Below are 17,266 nucleotides of genomic sequence, written 5' to 3' on the forward strand. Positions count from 1 at the left end.
CTCATGCATCCAAGGACTCTGGTGGCCGCGGCCGCCTTGGCCCTCCCGTTAGCCGCGTGCGGTGATTCCGCACCGCGCGACAACGTGGTGGTGGCGGCGTCGGCGGCCCCTGCGGGGTTGGACTTCACCACCACCGGCGGCGCGGCCGCGCCCCAGGCGCTGGTGGGCAACGTGTACGAAACGCTGGTGCGTATCGACGCCTCCGGCACCCCGGTGCCCCACCTCGCCGAGCGCGTCGAGCGAGACGGCGGCGTATTTACATTCCACCTGCGCGACGGTGTGACGTTTGCAGACGGCACACCGTTTACTGCCGACGACGCGGCGTTTTCCATCCACTACGTGCAAAACGAGTGGACCAACGGGCTGAAGGCCCAAATGGATCCGGTCACACACGTCGAGGTGGTAGACGAGCACACACTGCGTGTGGCCGTCGAAGGCGGCGAGGCTGCCGAAGATGCCTGGCTGTGGTCCATGGGCACCCTGACGGGGGCGATGATGACACCGGCAGGCGTCGAGAAGCTTGCGACCGCTCCCCTGGGCACCGGGCCGTACACCGTGAAACGCTTCGATGTGGGCGAGGCCATCGAGTTCGACGCGCGCGAGGATTACTGGGGCGGCGACGTCGCGCGCGACGGGCTGATCCGCTACTTCGACGACCCGGTCTCCGCCGTCAACGCCCTGCGAGTGGGCGATGCGGACGTGGTGTGGGGCATGCAGGCGCCGCAACTGATCGACACCCTGCCGGAGAACATCCGCGTCGGGGTCGGCACCACCAACGGCGAGGTGCTGCTTTCCATGAACAACACCCGCGCGCCTTTCGACGACCCAGACGTGCGCCGCGCCGTGGCCTACGCGGTGGACCGGGCGGCGGTCAACGAGGTGGTCTACAACGGCCTAGGCACCGACACCGGAGGCGCGCCCGTGCCGCCGACGGACCCCTGGTACCCGGGCCGCGACTTCTACCCCTTCGACCCGGACAAAGCCCGCGAGCTGCTCGCCGGGCGCACTCCGGAGATCACCATCACCGTCCCCAACCGCCCCTACGCGCAAGAGGCGAGCGAGCTATTGTACTCGCAGCTTCACGACGTCGGCTTCCGCGTGCGCCTCGAGACCGTCGAGTTCCCCGCAGTCTGGTTGAACCAGGTGCTCAAGGGCCACAACTACCAGGCCTCGCTGGTGTCCCACGTGGAGCCGCGCGACGTGCCCATGCTGTTTGGCAACCCGGAGTACTACCTGGGCTACGACAACGCGGTGGTGCGCGAGCGCATCGCCGCCGGCGACATGGCCGGGGCGGTGGAGCAGATCATGGACGACGCCGCGGCGCTGACCCTGACCAACGCGCCGAACATCGTGCTCTACGCCCCCGGGGTCTCCGGCCTGGATCCGAACGTGGTCACCGACTCGCTGCCGCTGAACGAGGTGGAGAAATGATCCGCACCATCGGCAAACACATCCTGCGCTTCGTCCTGCTGCTCGCGGCCGCCAGCGTGGTCATTTTCGCACTGCTGCGCGCGGTACCCGGCGACCCGGCGCGCGTGGCGCTGGGTGTCTCGGCCACCGAAGAGGCCGTCGCGGAGCTGTCGGCGCGCCTCGGACTGGATCAGCCGCTGCCGGTGCAGTACTTCGACTGGGTTTCCGGTCTGCTCACCGGCGACTTCGGCATCTCCATGGCCTCGGGCAAAGACATCACCGACACGGTGCTCGAGCGCGCCGGGGTCTCGCTGACACTCACCCTTGTGGCCATGGCGGTCTCCCTTGCCGTGGCGGTGCCGGTGGGTGTGTACCTGGCGCGGCGCACCCACTCCCCTGACGGCGTGCTCGTCGGCGCGCTGTCGCAGGTGGGCATCATCGTGCCGTCGTTTCTGGTCGGCATCGCCCTTGTCGCCCTGTTTTCAGTGCGGCTGGGCTGGCTGCCCGCCAACGGCTGGGGCACACCTGCGCATGCGGTGCTGCCGGTGGCCTCGCTCGCGCTGGTGCAGGCCTCGATCCTCACGCGGTATGTCGCCACGTCCGTACGTGAGGAGATGAGCGCGGATTATGTGAGGACGGGCAGGTCCCTTGGTGCGTCGATAGGCAATGTGCTTTTCACCTCGGCGCTGCGAAACGCCGCGCTGCCGGTGATCACGGTCGTCGGCGTGCAGCTGGCGTCGCTGGTGGTGGGCGCTGTGGTGATCGAGCGGGTGTTCACGATCCCCGGTTTGGGCACCATGCTTCTCGACGCAGTAGGCAACCGCGACCTGGCCACCGTGCAGACCGTGATGATGGTCATCGTGGCGTTCACCCTGGTGGTGAACCTGATCGTGGACCTGACGTACGCGGTGGTGGACCCGCGGATTCGGAGGCAGGCATGAGCTGGCAGCGCAAAGCAGGCGCGATAATCGTCGCGCTAGTCGCCCTGGCGGCCGTGGTCTCGCTTGTGTGGATGCCCTACGACCCGCTGCAGACCGAAGTTGTCGCGCGTTTGCAAGGGTCTTCCCCGGCGCACTGGATGGGCACCGACCAGTTCGGGCGCGACATCGCATCGCGCGTGATGGACGGCGCGCGGCTGACGCTGACGGTGGCCGTGGGCGCCGTCGGGCTGTCCGGGCTGATCGGCGTGCCGCTGGGGATTTGGGCCGGCATGCGCCGCGGCGCCTCACGGGTGGTCATGGCCGGTGCCGACCTGCTTTTGGCCTTCCCCGCGCTGCTTTTAGCGATTGTGTTCACCGCCGTGTTCGGCGCCTCCATCTGGATTGTGGTGCTGGCCATCGGCATCGCCGGCATCCCCGCCTTTGTGCGCGTGGCGCGCGCCGGGACTATGCAGGTGATGCAGCGCGACTACATCCTGGCCGCGCGCATCGCCAAGGTTTCCGGCCCTGCGATCGCGTGGCGGCACGTGCTGCCGAACATCTGGCCGCTCGTGCTCACCCAGGTCTCCGTCGCCGTCGCCCTAGCCATCCTGGCGGAGGCCGGCCTGTCGTTCCTCGGCCTCGGCGCGCCGGCACCGTACGCCTCCTGGGGCCGCATGCTGCAGGCCTCCCAGCCGTACCTGGCCACCTCCCCGCACCTGGCGCTGTGGCCCGGAGCCGCAATCGCCCTGACCGTGCTGGGCTTCAACCTTTTGGGAAACGCTGATGATCGACGTTAACCACCTTTCCATCCCCGGCATCCTCGACGACATCACCTTCTCGGTCGCGCCGGGCGAACGCGTCGGCATCATCGGCGAGTCCGGCTCCGGCAAGTCCGTCACAGCGCTTTCCATCATGGGACTGAGCGACCTGCCGGCGGAAGGCTCCGTCACCGTCGACGGCACCGAGATGGTGGGCACCCCGGACCGGATGCGCCGGCGCGTGCGCGGCACAAAGGTCGCGATGGTGTTCCAGGAGCCGATGACGGCGCTGGACCCGCTGAAAAAGATCGGCGCACTCGTCTCCCCTGAGGCATTGCGCGAGGTCGGCGTGGACCGCCCGAACGCCTACCCGCACGAGCTGTCCGGCGGGCAGCGCCAGCGCGTGCTTATCGCGTTGGCGCTGAGCAAAAACCCGGACGTGCTGATCTGCGACGAACCCACCACCGCCTTAGACGCCATCGTGCAGGCGGAAATCCTGGAGCTTTTGGACCGCCTCGTGCGCGAGCGCGGCATGGCGCTGTTGTTCATCTCCCACGACCTCGCCGTGGTGCGCCGCATGACCGACCGGGTGCTCGTGTTCAAAGGCGGGCGCATGATGGCGCCGGACTCCGACTACGCCCAGGCACTTACCGCGGCGGCGGTGCCCGGCCCGCCCGCCGAGCCCGCCTCGCTCGGCGAGCCGGTGGTCACACTCGACGGGGTCTCGTTGCGGCGCGGGCACACCCTCGCTGTCAACGACGTGGACCTCACCGTGCGCGCCGGCGAGCGCCTCGCCATCGTCGGCGGGTCCGGCTCCGGCAAAACGTCGCTTTTGCACCTCATCGCGGGCCTGCGCGAACCGACCGCTGGCACCGTGCGCGTGCAAGGCGACGTGCAGATGGTTTTCCAGGACCCGTACTCGTCGCTGGATCCGCGGATGGCCGTGAGGACGTCGATACGCGAGGCAGGCGTCGATGCCGCCCGCGCCGACGAAGTGCTCGCGCGCGTGGGGCTCGAAGGCACCGGCGACCGCACGCCACGGCAGTTTTCGGGCGGGCAGCGCCAGCGCATCTCGATCGCGCGCGCCGCGGCACCACGCCCGAGCATTTTGCTTGCCGACGAGCCCGTCTCCGCCCTCGACGCCACCATCCAAGACCAGGTGCTGGACCTGCTGCGCGATACCGTCGGCAAGCACACGCTCATCTTTGTCACCCACGACCTGAAAGTCGCCCGCGAGCTGTGCCCCACCGTGGCGGTGATGCGGCACGGGCGCATCGTGGAACGTGGCGCGACCGAGCAGATTTGGGCGGCGCCACAGCACCCGTACACGCGCGAGCTACTCGACGCTGTGCTGTAACTGGGTGCTGTAAGTTAGCGCCCATGAGTATGTGCGTCGTCGGATCCATCAACGCCGACCTGACCGTCAACGTCGAACGCCACCCCACACCGGGCGAGACCCTACTGGGCGCAGGCGGCGGGATTACCGCCGGCGGCAAGGGCGCGAACCAGGCCGTCGCCGCGGCGAAGCTGGGCACCCCGGTCGCGCTCGTCGGCGCGACCGGCACCGACGCCAACGCCGACCCCGCCACCGCGATCCTTCGCGAGGCCGGGGTGGATCTGCGCCACGTCGAAGAAGTTGAGGAAGTCACCGGCCTGGCCGTGATCACCGTTGCGGCCAACGGCGAGAACACCGTGCTCGTGGTGCCGGGGGCGAACGCGCTGGTGGACGCGGCATTCGTAGACAGCCACGCAGACGCCGTGGAGACCGCCGAGCTGGTGCTGCTGCAAGGCGAGATCCCCGCCGACGGGTTTGCGCGCGCCGTGGAGTTGGCGCGGGGGCGCGTGGTGGTCAACCTCGCGCCCGTCGTCGACGTGCAGCAGCAGGCGCTGCTTGCGGCCGATCCCCTCATGGCCAACGAGCACGAAGCTGGCCTGATCCTGGAGCAGCTCGGACTCGACGGCGCGGGCACGCCAGAGGAGCTGGCGCGGCGCCTGCTGGACGCCGGGTTCGCCTCCGTGGTGCTCACCTTGGGCTCCGCGGGCGCGCTGGTGGCCACCGCCGAGGAGCTCACCCACATCGACTCGCCCAAGGTGGAGGCGGTGGACACCGTCGGCGCGGGCGACTCGTTCGCGGGCGCGTTCTGCCACCGCATCCTCGAGGGCGACAGTATGGCCGACGCCGCGGCGTTCGCCTGCCGCGTCGGCGCGTTCTCAGTCACCCGGCCCGGCGCGCAGCCGTCCTACCCGTCTGTGGGAGACGACCTGCCTGAGATCTAGACCGCAGTTTTGGGCCTCGGGTTCAGACCCCAGCCATGCGCCGGGGCCTGGGTCTCGCCCAGCACGCGGGCGAAGACGGTGAATCCGCCGCGGGCGATTTCGATCTCGCGCATCAGTCGAGCCGTTCAAACAGGCCGCGGGCAACTTCGGCGCCGTGCGCCCAGATGCCGTCGTGGAACCATTCGGAGTGCGTCCACACCTGCAAGTTCGGGGTCTTGCGGGCGGATTGGATGGTCAGCTCGTACGGGATGAACACGTCCTTTTCGTACAGGATCGCCGCGGCCGGAACCGTGTTTGCGGACATGTCCTGCGCCTGCGCCTTTAAGTCCGTGCGGTGATGCACCTGGTCCACCGCCTCGTAGAAGGGGGTCAGCGCCGGGTCTTCGGCGAAGTGGGTGCGGAAGAAGTGGTTGCCAAGCAGGGGCAGATCATAGAACTCCTCGCGCCAGATGCGGTCCGCGGACCAGTTCACCGCGTGGCCCGGCCGCGCCATCACGGTCTCGTGGATCACGGCCCACAGCGGCATGGTCTCCAGCGAAATGATCCTGCCGAGCTGCGCCAGGAAATCTCCGCGCAGGCGCTTCTCCCCGCCGCGGGTGGTAAACGGTGCCTCGAACAGGTTGGCCAGCTGGGCGAAGTCGTCGTCCTCGCCCAGCAGCACGCCGGCCATCTTCATCCTGGTTGCGGACAGGCGCTCCCCGGTGGGCATTCGCTCGTCGTGGTTGTCCAGGTGGTCGGCGACCTCTTCGACTCTGTCTTTCATCCACGGAATCGCGCGGAAAAGCTGCTGCTGCCTCTGCGCAAGCAATTGGAACGTCAGGCGGTTGAACGCGTCGACGTCCATCTCCGACTCCGGCACCGCGCCCGCCAGATGCACGCGGCGCAAGCCTGACGGGAAGTAGGACAGGTACGAGCTCGCGCACGCCGCACCGAAGGAATTGCCCAACAGGTCCCACTGCTCAAGGCCCAAATGCTGTCGCATCGCCTCGGCGTCGGCGGCCACATCCGGCGGGCGCAGGTGCGCGAGCATGTCCGCGGTGATGCGCTCGGGCGTGGTGCGGTCGATCTTGTGGGAGCGCCCCGTTCCGCGCTCGTCCATCAAAAACACGCGGTAGCGCTTCAGCGCCTCCGGAATCCACTCCATCAGCATCCGGGGGCCGGGCTTGCCGGGACCACCCTGGAAATACGCGATGGCCGGCAGGGAGTCGTCGGTAGAAAGCTCGCGGCAAAAGACGCTGATATTGCCTAGCGACGCATCCTCTCGGCTCACCGGCACCTCAACCTCGTGCTCGCGCACGGCGACATCCGGCAAGAAAACGGTGGAGCCCATGGGATACCCTCCAACTATGAAAGTGCGTTCTTACCAGGACATCGGACACGATTTCCTCGTCCCGGAATCGTTCAGTGCAACGATGCTACCGGAGTGGCGGTTAGCGTCCTTTTCTCTGGTGCTTCCCATCCCGGAAGCCGCAAGCCTCACTGCGGACGGAAAACCGTTCGACCTCGGCGCACACGGCTGGGCCTACGGCCGCGACAAAGGCCTTCGCACCATTGAAAACCCCATGTGGGACCATTCGCGCGGCGTCTTCCGCAAACCCGACGAGCGCGAGGGCTACTACGGCGACATCATCGTTGAAGGCGGCCGGCCCTACTACAACGACGCGCGCAACCGGTTCTTGGAGCCGATGCACGACGCCGTGGGCGCAGGCTCCGTCGATGCGGACGTGAAGCGCACCGTGGATAACCGCCCGCACGCGAACCGGGAGGTGTTCGACCACTCGGAGCTGGAAAACGTGGTGGGGGAAAACCGGAGGCGTCGCCAAGCAAACGCCACCACCACCGAAGAGAAGGACCTGGCTGATACCGGCTGGGACCCGGCGATCGCCGCGCACCACTTCGCCTTCGACGAAGTCCCCAACGAAACCGCCTTCGAGCTGGTTAACTACGACCACCAGGTGGCGTGGGAGGACCAGGTGCGCGGCACGCGCGGAAGCCACGGCACCGCGACGTTGCGTCTCATGTCGGCGGAGGTGCTGCAGTTCCACGACCTGCACCTGACCAACCTGGCCGCCAAAGTGCCGGAGCCGGCGCACGTGGTCAGCGAGTTTTTGGTGCTCAACGTTGTGGCGGAGAACCTCTCTTCGGCCACGCTAGGATTCTTGAGCGCCGCGCTGACCAAGCCGCGCAACTCGGTGCAGTTCTACGACCGCGCCGGCGACTACGACTACAGCCCGCCGCAGCTGTTCGCCCTGACCAAGTTCGTCAACATCGCCGTGCGCGAAATCGATTCCGCGCTCGGACGCGAGACCTCGATGAAGCTGTCCACCAGCGGCGGGCTCGTGGCCACCTGCGAAGGCGAGTGCTCGAGCACATTCACGTTGCCCGCCCCGCAGCGCGTGGCCATGGCCATCCCCAACCCCGCGAAGCCGAAGTCGGTGCTGGAAACCTTGAGCGAGGGCAACAACGGCTCGGTGCCTTCGCGTATCGACGCTCCGTTGGTGCTCGACGACCCAGACAGCACCTGGAAGTGGCACGAGCAATGGGCCTGGCAGATCCTCACCGGGGCGGACTCCTACCCCGAGCAGGTGCCACTGCAAACACCCGAGGCGCTAAGCGGGTTCGTGGCGGCGAAGCTGTCGTCCTGGACCGTGATGACCTCCGAGTCCGGCGTGGGCCTGGTGCGCAGCAAATCCGCCAGCCGCGAAGGCATGCGCTACTGGTCTTTGGCCAACACCCGGTTCGTGGACCTAGTGATGCTGCAGATGCGCGCCCAGGCGGGCGAGACGCACCTGCGCAAGTCGCTGAAGATCATCGGCGACTCCGCGGCGCACACCAGCCGCGCAGATGGCGCCGCCGGTACCGAGCAGGTGCAACGCCAAGCGTTGCAGTCGGACCTGGAGCGTCTGGAGAAGCTGCAGCTGGACCACATTGAGATCCGCGACAAGCTGTGGTTTAGGCGCGTGCCGGGCCGCGACATCGACACCCGCGTGCTCAAAGGGCTGCAGCGCGCCACCGGTTTTGACCAGCTACGCGACGATTTCGACACCAAGGTCAAGTCCCGCCAAGGCGTGATCCGCACCCAGTTCGAGCAGGTCTCCGGCGAAATCGCCGAGGCGGAGGCGAAACGATCCGAAGCGATGAACCTGATTTTGGGTTTCGTCGCCGCGGCAATCGGTGCCCCGGACTGGGCCCAGGCCGCCGGCTGGGAGGGCCTGTGGGGCAACCTCGGCATGGGGCTGATCATCTTCGTGCTGATGTTCGCGCTGGTGTGGGCTCTGCAGGCGGTGTTCAGGAAGGCCACGAAGCAGGGACGCCACCTCCGCTTCGTGGAGGAGTAGCTACTCCTCGCCTTCGGTGGACAGCGCCGCCACGAACGCCTCCTGCGGCACGGTGACGGAGCCGATGTTCTTCATGCGCTTCTTACCGGCCTTCTGCTTCTCCAGCAGCTTGCGTTTGCGGGAGATATCGCCACCGTAGCACTTGGACAGCACGTCCTTGCGCAGCGCGCGGATGTTTTCGCGGGCGATGATCTTCGAGCCGATGGCGGCCTGAACCGGAACCTCGAACTGTTGGCGCGGGATGAGCTCTTTGAGCTTTTTGGTCATCTTATTGCCGTACCACTGCGCCGAGTCCTTGTGCACGATGGCGGAGAAGGCGTCCACCGGCTCGCCTTGGAGCAGGATGTCCACCTTGACCAGGTCGGCGAGCTGCTCGCCGGCCTCCTCGTAGTTGAGCGAGGCGTAGCCTTTGGTGCGGGATTTCAGCATGTCGAAGAAGTCGAAGATGATCTCGCCGAGCGGCATGATGTAGCGCAGCTCCACGCGGTCCTCGGAGAGGTACTCCATGTTCTTCATCTGTCCGCGCTTGGACTGGCACAGCTCCATAGTGGAGCCGACGAACTCCTGGGGCACGATGATGGTCATGTTCACGATCGGCTCGTAGACCTCGGGGGTCTTGCCGCTGGGCCAGTCCGAGGGGTTGTGCACGAGCTGCTCGGTGCCGTCCTCGGAGACCACGCGGTAGGTCACGGAAGGCGCGGTGGAGATCAGGTCCAGGTCGAACTCGCGCTCTAGGCGGGTGCGGGTGATCTCCATGTGCAACAGGCCCAAAAATCCGCAGCGGAAGCCGAAGCCCAGCGCGACGGAGGTTTCCGGCTCCCATGTCAGGGAGGCGTCGTTAAGCTGCAGCTTCTCCAGGCTCTCGCGCAGCGTGGGAAAGTCCTCCTGGCTGACCGGGAACAGGCCCGAGTACACCATGGGCTTGACCTCTTCGAAGCCCTCGAGCGGTTCCTCAGCACCCTTGGAAGCCCAGGTGACGGTGTCGCCGACGCGGGTGTCGCGCACGTCTTTCACACCGGTGATGAGGTAGCCCACCTCGCCGGGGCCTAGCCCCTTGGTCTTTTTCATCGTGGGCGAGACAACGCCGATCTCGAGGATCTCGAGCGTCTTGCCGGTGTTCATCATCAGCACCTTCTGGTTCGGCTCGAGCGTGCCGTCCATCATGCGGATGTAGGTGACCACGCCGCGGTAGGTGTCGTACACCGAGTCGAAAATCAGCGCGCGGGCCGGCGCGTCGGCGTCAGGCGCTGCCGCGCCCGCCGGGGACGTCGGCGCCGGGATGAGATCCACCACGCGGTCCAGCAGCTCCGGCACGCCCTCGCCGGTTTTGCCGGAGACGCGCAGCACATCCTCCGGCTCGCAGCCGATGATGTTGGCGATCTCCAGGGCGTATTTCTCCGGGTCCGCCGCCGGCAGGTCGATCTTGTTCAAAACCGGGATGATCTCGAGGTCGTTGTCGATGGCCATGTACAGGTTGGCCAGGGTTTGTGCCTCGATGCCCTGGGCTGCGTCGACAAGCAAAATTGCCCCCTCGCAGGCGTCCAAGCTGCGGGCGACCTCGTAGGAGAAGTCGACGTGGCCCGGGGTGTCGATCATCTGCAGCACCATCTGCTCGCCGACGTGATCGCCGGTCTTGGGCACCCACGGCAGGCGCACGTTTTGCGCCTTGATGGTGATGCCGCGTTCGCGCTCGATGTCCATGTTGTCGAGGTACTGGTCGCGCATCTCGCGCTCGGCGACGACGTTGGACAGCTGCAAGATGCGGTCTGCCAGCGTGGACTTGCCGTGGTCGATGTGCGCGATGATGCAGAAGTTGCGGATCCGGGCGGGATCCGTGAACGTTTCCTCTGCAAAATTTGTCGATTTGGCGGCCATAGTTGCCACATCCTACTTTGCGTCACCCCGCGCTACGGTATGCACCATGCCTTATCACCGTCTCGGACTCACTGATCGCACCCGACCCGCCGCGTGGTGGCGGGCGCTGATTGAACTTCTCGTGCTGGTGGGGTTGGTCATCGCCTTCGTGGCTATCTCCGCGATGCTCCTCGGGCTGGCGGCGGGCCTGAGCGGGCGGAACTATCTTGACCTGCTGGCGGGCACGACGGATCCGCTTACCCCGCTGGTCCAGGTGCTGCTCATCGCCGCGATCCTGCCGGCGCCGTTTCTCGCAGCACTTATCGCCGGCCGCCGCCCGCGTGCGCTGCACAGCACCGCGTTGCGGCTGCGGTGGGGTGTGCTGGGGCGCTCGCTCGCTGTGGTGGGTGCGGTGTACGCAGTATCTTTGCTTATCGACGTCCTCCGGGGCGCCGCCGCCGATACCACCTTCAACCCGTTCCGGTTGACCCTGATCGCGGCCCTGTTGATCGCCGTGCCGCTGCAGTCCGCGGCCGAGGAGTACGTCTTCCGTGGCGCGCTGCCGCAGATCCTCGGGCAGTGGCGCGCGCCGGCGTGGCTCGCCTACGCGCTACCGGGCGTGCTGTTTGTGGCCAGCCACACCTACAACTGGATCGGGCTGATCGATATCGCCGTATTCGCCGTGTGCACCGCGGTGCTGACGTGGCGCACCGGCGGGCTTGAGGCCGGGATCGCGCTGCACGCCGTCGGCAACACCGTGTTCTTCTGCTCCGGCGCGGTGGACATGCTCGACCCGAACGCCACGGAGATCGGGTGGCAGCAGATGCTCGGGGCCGCCCTGATGACCATCGTGTGCACCATCCTGCTGCTGTGGGCGCTCAAAGGAGTTTCAGCCGATCAGCAGAAACCCCTTGTCCCAGCAGGCGAGACAGCTTAAGGTTGCAGATAACTGCAATGTGGAGGTGCCAACGTGGCGTTCGAGCGATTTAAGCGCAAAAGTGCGCGACCCCGCACGGCATCGCTCGACCAGGGTCTGGCTCTGCTGCACGACCGGGTGGCCAACCAGATTGAGATGCGCCGCAAGCGCGCCTCGCGCATGGACGTGCGCCCCACCGGCTCGGTGCCCCGCAACGTCTACTACGCCCCCGACATGGATGGCGGCGCCGAACCCGGCGAGGTGGTGTGGGTGACCGTGCCGTCGCACCCGCCGAAAGAGCGCTCGATGCTGGTGGTGGGCCGGGAGCACAGCGACATCTTGGGCCTGCTGATCTCCCCGGAAGCAGGCCACGCGGAAGACGACCGCTGGTTTGAGATCGGCCCCGGCGACTGGGACGCATCCGGCCAACCCTGCTGGGTGCGCTTGGACAAGACCCTCGTTGTGCCGGAGGCCGACGTGCACCGGCGCGGCACAACCGTGCCGCAGCGTCGCTTCGAGCGTGTGGCGAACACGCTGCGCGAGCGCTTCCAGTGGCTCTAAGGCCAGTTTGTCCCGGTAGAGACGGGCTGTTATCCTGCTCAAGTTGACCGTCTCCGGCCACTTTCGGGTGCGTGCTGCTACGCGGGCAGGACCTTGGGTTCGCGTTCATAGCCAAAGCAGTGCGCGTTTTTACCCGGCTGGGGCGACGACATCCGTGTTCGATTGAGAAACCAAGAGGTATTTCATAATGGCTAACATCAAGCAGCAGAAGAAGCGCGTTCTCACCAACGAGAAGCGTCGTCAGCGCAACAAGTCCGTCCGCTCCGCCACCCGCACGGAGATCCGCAAGTTCCGCGAGGCTGTGGAGTCCGGCGACAAGGCTGCCGCTGAGGCGCAGCTGCGCGTGGCTTCCCGCAAGCTGGACAAGGCTGTGACCAAGGGCGTATTCCACCGCAACTCCGCGGCGAACAAGAAGTCCAACATGGCTCGCGCCCTGAACAAGATGGACTAATTCCATCGTGTTTCGCCCCGTGCATCGTTTAACCGGTGCACGGGGCGTTTCGTGTGTAAACCCCTTTGAACCAAGAATCGATGTACCCGCTGTGAAACACTCACGCCGCGCGCTCGCAGCTGCGCTTGCCACCTCCCTATCGCTGTCGTTGCCGGTCGCGCCGGCCGAGGCGCAGCAGCTAAGTTCCTCCCCCGAGTTTGAGGCGCTATTGGCCCGCTACGCTCCGGGCGTGGACCCGGAGCAGGTGCGCGCGCTCGGGGTGCTGGCGGCGTTGTTGGCCAGCATCGCTATCGCGATTCCGATGGTGAAAAACGGCAAGGTCACCTCGCCTTCGCGCGAGCACACCCACTCGCTGCAGGTTGATGGGCGCACCCGCACCTACGACGTGGTGCTGCCGCGCGGCTTCGACGCGGAGAAGTCCTACCCGGTGGTGCTAGGCTTCGGCGGCTGGCACCACACCTCGCGCAACATGCACGACTACTCCAACCTGGAAAGCCAGTTCCCGGACGCGATCGTGGTCTACGGCCAGGGCGTGGACAATGCGTGGGGCGGCGCGCCGTACGCGGACACCAGCATCGACGAGGATGTCGCGTACACAAAAGCCGTACTTGACGACGTTGCCTCGCGCTACCACGCCGACACCTCCCGCACAGTCGCCGTGGGTCTGTCCAACGGCGGCGGCATGGTCGCCGCGCTGGCCTGCCACGCCCCGGAGACGGTACGCGGCGTGGCATCGGTGGCGGGCGCGTTCTACTCCCCCACCGTCGCCGGCTGCACGAGCGGCGAGGTACCGATGATGATCATGCACGGCACCAACGACGGCGTGGTGGGCTACAACGGCGGTTTCCGCCACGGCGCGCCTTTCGAGTCCGTGGAGAACGTGGCGCGCACCTTCGCCCGCAAAAACGATTGCACCATGGTGGCATCAACATCGCGCTCCGGCAGCATCACCACCTTCGACTTCGAGCTCTGCTCCGCACCTGTGCGCATCGAGCGCGTCGAGGGCGGCGGCCACACCTGGTTCGACTCGCCTAGCGCGACGCACCGGACGGCACAGTTTTTGCGCCGCTACCTCTAGACCACGCCGACCAGCCCGCGGGCGATGAGCACGGCGCCGACCACCATGAAAAACGCGCCCGCGGCAATGTCGATGTACGGCCCGGCGCGGAGGAACTTCCGGCGCACCCGTTCTGCCGAGGTGATCTGCGCGACCGCCCCGAACAGGGCGAATGAGCTGAGCCAGAGCGCGGCGATGACAATCACCGCGGTTGTCAGTGATGGGTTCGCGGGCAAAAGCGGCGCGATCATGGCGGTCAGCGCGACCACGATTTTGGGGTTGGCCAGGTTGGTGGCCACGCCTCGTCGATAGGCAGCTTGCACCGAGCCCAACCGCTGCACCGCTTCATCCAGGTCCGCAGGTGGATCGTGCCTGTCGTGCAACCCGCCGCGCAGGTTGTGCTGGCCCATCCAGATCAGCGCCGCACCACCGACGACCTGTATGGCGGCGACGGCCTGCGGCACCGCGTGCAGCAGCGCCGCCGCGCCGACGACGGTGAGCGTGAACCACAGGGCAGCCCCGGTGTGGATGCCCAGGTTGGTCGCCCAGGCGTGCTTTCGCGAGCGGGTCGCCGTGCGCATGAGCAGGACCATGTCCGGGCCCGGGGCGGCAGCGCCGACCAGGTTGAGCCCGACGATGACCGCGAGATCGCCCGGCGCGATCATGCCAGCTCAGCGATGCGTCGCACCGCGTTTTCGAGGGCAAACTCCGGGTCGCCGCCTTGGCCTTTCACCTCGGCGTCCAAATCGGAGACGATGATCACCGCGTGCGAGACCGCGTCCCCGCTCCACTGGCGCGCCACCTGCATGGTCTTTTTCGCCACGTACGGATGCATGCCCACGGTGCGCGCCAGCTGGTCCGGGTTGCCACGCACGCCGTGCAGTTTGGCGATGTCGCCGACCTTGCGCGCGAGCGCCGCCGCGATGGACACCGGGCTGGTGCCCAGCTGCAGCGCGCGGCGCGTCGAGGCGAGCGCCCGGTCCGCGCGTCCCGCCACTGCCTGGTCCGCGATGTCGAAACCGGCGACCTCAGCAACGCCCACGTAGTAGGCGCGCACGGACTCGACCGTGAGCTCGCCCTCGGTGTCGCTGACCAGCTGGCTGACGGCGGAGGCGAGCTCGCGCAGGTCCGAGCCGACCGATTCCAGCACCGCGGCGGCCACGTCCGGGGTGGGGCGCACACCGTGGCTGCGGAACTCCTCCATCAGCCAGGAGCGGCGTTCGTTGTCTTTCAGCGCATCAGCCTTGTGCACCTCGGCGACCTTGGCGAACTTCTTCACCATCGCCTTTTGGCGTCCGCCGCCGGTGTGCTCGACGATCAGCGTGATGCCCGGCGCGGGGTTCACACACGCCTGCAGGAGGATCTCGGTGGGTTCCTTGCCGGCAAGTTCCGCGTGCTTGACCACCACTACGCGGTCCTCCGCGAACAGCGACGGGCTGGTGGCCATCGCGATCTCACCCTCGGAGACGTCGCCGGCGCGCAGGGTGGTCACCTCCACGCCCTCGCCGGCTTGGGCGACGATGGCTTTGGTTGCGCGCTCGGCGAGGAAATCGTCCTCGCCGAGCACCAAGTGCACGGGGTTGAGCATGCGCGTCATCTTACGTCCTGCACCGCTGCCGCACAGACTGCCGTTCCACCGTGTCAGGCACCTTCTGTTTCATCGTTGGGAAAGATGACGGGGATACCCTCCCGCGTGGCTACTGGGCGGCCGCGCGGTGGGCCGCCTTCCACAACGACGACGATCTGGGCCCACTCCGGCACCGGCTCCACCGCATCGATGGTGTCCACCACGTGGGCGCGCAGCCCGGCCGGGTCCACAGGCGCGGGTTTCTCAGGTGTAGCGAAGACCACCAGGCAGGCGGCCGCTGCGCATGCGGTGGCGCGGGGGTGGCCCGCCAAAAACCCGGCGAGCACCCACCCGTAGGCCACCAAGGCCGCAAGCGGGGTCGCCGACACCGTCGCACCGGGCAGTCCCGCGCCGATGCGTGCGACCGTGTGCACCCACCACGCCATCGGCTCCACGCACCACAGCACCGGCCCTTCTAGACCGCCGGGCAATAGCGAGCACACAGCGGCGACGAGGCCGAGCACCGTCACAGGCCCGACCACGGGCGCTACGAACACGTTGGCGCCGACAGAGACCAGCGAGACTCTGCCCGCCATCAGCGCCACAATCGGCATGGTGGCCAGGTCCGCCGCCACCGCCACGGCCAGTGCCCGCACCAGGATGTCCGGCCAGGCGGTCACCGCCAGCGCGCGGTACAGCAGCGGGTAGAGCGCCATGATGCCCGCCGTCGCCGCCACCGACAGGGCGAACCCGTAGTGCACCGCAAGGTCTGAATCCACCAGCACCAACCCGACGACGGACAGGCACAGCGCGTGGATGGGCTCGGCCTGCCGGGAGGCAAGCACGGCGACCAGCCCAACAAGGCCGGACACCGAGGCGCGCAGCACGCTCGGCTCTGGCCCCACCAGCGCGGCGTAGACCAAAAGCGCAACCGCGGAGGCGGCGATCCTGCCGCGCAGCCCCGCGCCTATCGCAGCCGCCGCCACCGTGGCAAAGGTGGCCACAATGCCGATATTCGCCCCAGACATTGTGTTTAGCCTAGGTGCGTATAGACAGATGTTGATAACCAGCGTAAACTCTGTGCCGTCATCAATTCTTTTCACAAAGCCATGGTGCTAGGAGACAGTTGTCGGTGATTGCCACCGGCGAAATCTGTTCAGGCAGAGTCGGCCTTACGCTCCGCTCTGCATACGTGAAAGGAACTAGGTCCTCATCACGCCTAGTTCCGCTTGAGAATTTGGATAAAGTGATGACACGTAAGCCCGATGATGAGGCTGCTGCGGTTGCTAGATGGGCAGAGGGCGTCGCAAAAGATGCACCACCGCTCAACCGCGAGCAGCGCGCACTGTTGCAGCGAGTCCTGCAAGGGCAGCGCCCTCGCACGGCGAGATGCACGCAGTGAAGTAACACACCCCCAGTGAGAATTGATCGCACTGGGGGTGTACTCGTGTCGCGAACCCACATCGGAAGGTGTGCGGTTTTTCGCGAGAATCGGACGAACACATATCCCCTCCCTGACCAGGCGTGTTGCTAGACGTTCGTTTTCACGGGTTTTTGGCCCGAACAGCCACAAAGGTGACGTGAGCTGGGAAAATAGTGGCAAAAATAGGCCGTGTTCGCCCGTTCGCACTTTTTTTCAAAACTTTTCTAAAGTTACTACTGCTCTATATGTGTGCAAAAAGTGTATTTGTGTACCTGCGGAAAAACGAACACACAAGTACATGTCAATTTACCAGCATAAATATACGTGCGTGCGCGCGCCCGCGGGTCATACACTTCCTTGGTATACACCCGATACACTTTTGAATGTGTACGCGCCAGTCGGATGCTGTTCGCTTTCCAATGCCATGTTCGGCTTCTGTTTGAGCATCACCCCGGCGCACGTTGTTCCCCCGGTATCGGTACCCAAGGGCGCCATTGGGCCAGCTTGCAGCACATTTTACCCCTGCGAGCTGGCCCACACTGCGCCAGTGCGGGCGGATACACAAATACACATTTGCGTCCTCACATACACATCAATGTGTATTTGTGTATTACAAACGCAACCGGCAGAGCACTAGATGTACTGACCGGGGACGTTAGTTGACTTGCGTGGCATCGCCCGGGCTCTGTATCCTCGGCCGCATGTACTCAGGCATCGCCTCGATGAAGCTGCGT

15 protein-coding genes are annotated in these 17,266 nt (G+C 66.2%); 10 read left to right on the plus strand and 5 right to left on the minus strand.

Translation table 11 applies throughout. The annotated features are described in order from the left end of the window. Window positions 1-3 precede the first annotated feature (3 nt). Genes CIHUM_RS08335 through CIHUM_RS08355 form a run of 5 tightly spaced genes read left to right on the plus strand, consistent with a single transcriptional unit; the run spans window position 4 to window position 5,365 of the window. Window positions 4-1,431, plus strand: coding sequence for an ABC transporter substrate-binding protein (locus CIHUM_RS08335; RefSeq protein ID WP_081634400.1), 1,428 nt, complete (start codon window positions 4-6; stop codon window positions 1,429-1,431). After that, complete coding sequence (locus CIHUM_RS08340; protein WP_034998278.1) at window positions 1,428-2,351, plus strand: ABC transporter permease; 924 nt, start codon at window positions 1,428-1,430, stop codon at window positions 2,349-2,351. The genes CIHUM_RS08335 and CIHUM_RS08340 overlap by 4 nt, the downstream gene beginning before the upstream one ends. After that, window positions 2,348-3,127, plus strand: a complete 780-nt coding sequence (locus CIHUM_RS08345) for an ABC transporter permease (protein ID WP_034998276.1) — start codon at window positions 2,348-2,350, stop codon at window positions 3,125-3,127. The genes CIHUM_RS08340 and CIHUM_RS08345 overlap by 4 nt, the downstream gene beginning before the upstream one ends. After that, window positions 3,114-4,445 (plus strand): ATP-binding cassette domain-containing protein, encoded by a 1,332-nt coding sequence (locus CIHUM_RS08350; RefSeq protein WP_034998273.1) that lies wholly within the window; start codon window positions 3,114-3,116, stop codon window positions 4,443-4,445. Before CIHUM_RS08345 ends, CIHUM_RS08350 begins: the two co-directional genes overlap by 14 nt. 23 nt (window positions 4,446-4,468) lie before the next feature. Then, the gene (locus tag CIHUM_RS08355) at window positions 4,469-5,365 is read left to right on the plus strand and encodes a ribokinase (protein ID WP_034998270.1); all 897 of its coding nucleotides are present in this window, start codon (window positions 4,469-4,471) and stop codon (window positions 5,363-5,365) included. Window positions 5,366-5,477: 112 nt separating this feature from the next. On the opposite strand, the gene CIHUM_RS08360 is transcribed toward CIHUM_RS08355, so the two are convergent. Continuing rightward, complete coding sequence (locus tag CIHUM_RS08360; RefSeq protein WP_034998268.1) at window positions 5,478-6,695, minus strand: alpha/beta fold hydrolase; 1,218 nt, start codon at window positions 6,693-6,695, stop codon at window positions 5,478-5,480. 16 nt (window positions 6,696-6,711) lie between these two features. Here CIHUM_RS08360 and CIHUM_RS08365 point away from each other — a divergent pair, with 16 nt between their 5' ends. Continuing rightward, the gene (locus CIHUM_RS08365; RefSeq protein WP_034998266.1) at window positions 6,712-8,703 is read left to right on the plus strand and encodes a hypothetical protein; all 1,992 of its coding nucleotides are present in this window, start codon (window positions 6,712-6,714) and stop codon (window positions 8,701-8,703) included. Here CIHUM_RS08365 and lepA read toward each other — a convergent pair whose 3' ends face one another. Further along, the gene (gene lepA / locus CIHUM_RS08370; RefSeq protein WP_034998263.1) at window positions 8,704-10,578 is read right to left on the minus strand and encodes a translation elongation factor 4; all 1,875 of its coding nucleotides are present in this window, start codon (window positions 10,576-10,578) and stop codon (window positions 8,704-8,706) included. It abuts the gene before it with no gap. Window positions 10,579-10,624: 46 nt separating this feature from the next. Here lepA and CIHUM_RS08375 point away from each other — a divergent pair, with 46 nt between their 5' ends. The 4 genes from CIHUM_RS08375 to CIHUM_RS08390 all read left to right on the plus strand — a co-directional run bounded on the left by CIHUM_RS08375 (window position 10,625) and on the right by CIHUM_RS08390 (window position 13,563). Beyond that, the gene (locus CIHUM_RS08375; RefSeq protein WP_158293366.1) at window positions 10,625-11,494 is read left to right on the plus strand and encodes a CPBP family intramembrane glutamic endopeptidase; all 870 of its coding nucleotides are present in this window, start codon (window positions 10,625-10,627) and stop codon (window positions 11,492-11,494) included. Window positions 11,495-11,527: 33 nt separating this feature from the next. Continuing rightward, window positions 11,528-12,034 (plus strand): type II toxin-antitoxin system PemK/MazF family toxin, encoded by a 507-nt coding sequence (locus CIHUM_RS08380; protein ID WP_034998261.1) that lies wholly within the window; start codon window positions 11,528-11,530, stop codon window positions 12,032-12,034. 187 nt (window positions 12,035-12,221) lie between these two features. After that, window positions 12,222-12,485: a 30S ribosomal protein S20 gene (rpsT, locus tag CIHUM_RS08385; protein ID WP_034998260.1), complete on the plus strand. Its 264-nt coding sequence runs from the start codon at window positions 12,222-12,224 to the stop codon at window positions 12,483-12,485. Between the two features lie 91 nt (window positions 12,486-12,576). Further along, window positions 12,577-13,563 carry a CE1 family esterase gene (locus tag CIHUM_RS08390; protein WP_034998259.1) on the plus strand — a complete coding sequence of 329 codons (987 nt, stop codon included), beginning with the start codon at window positions 12,577-12,579 and terminating at the stop codon, window positions 13,561-13,563. Here CIHUM_RS08390 and CIHUM_RS08395 read toward each other — a convergent pair. From CIHUM_RS08395 to CIHUM_RS08405, 3 genes are read right to left on the minus strand one after another with little or no spacing between them, the layout of a single operon-like run. Continuing rightward, a complete protein-coding gene (locus CIHUM_RS08395; protein ID WP_034998257.1) occupies window positions 13,560-14,207 on the minus strand; it encodes a LysE family translocator in 648 nt (215 codons plus the stop codon). The two genes, CIHUM_RS08390 and CIHUM_RS08395, sit on opposite strands and share 4 nt — an antisense overlap. Next, window positions 14,204-15,139 (minus strand): DNA polymerase III subunit delta, encoded by a 936-nt coding sequence (holA, locus tag CIHUM_RS08400; RefSeq protein ID WP_034998256.1) that lies wholly within the window; start codon window positions 15,137-15,139, stop codon window positions 14,204-14,206. Before holA ends, CIHUM_RS08395 begins: the two co-directional genes overlap by 4 nt. Before the next feature lie 44 nt (window positions 15,140-15,183). Then, window positions 15,184-16,137, minus strand: a complete 954-nt coding sequence (locus CIHUM_RS08405; RefSeq protein ID WP_051106324.1) for a ComEC/Rec2 family competence protein — start codon at window positions 16,135-16,137, stop codon at window positions 15,184-15,186. Between the last annotated feature and the right edge of the window lie 1,129 nt (window positions 16,138-17,266).

The sequence above is a fragment of the Corynebacterium ihumii genome (genome assembly GCF_028609825.1).
Classification (GTDB): domain Bacteria; phylum Actinomycetota; class Actinomycetes; order Mycobacteriales; family Mycobacteriaceae; genus Corynebacterium; species Corynebacterium afermentans.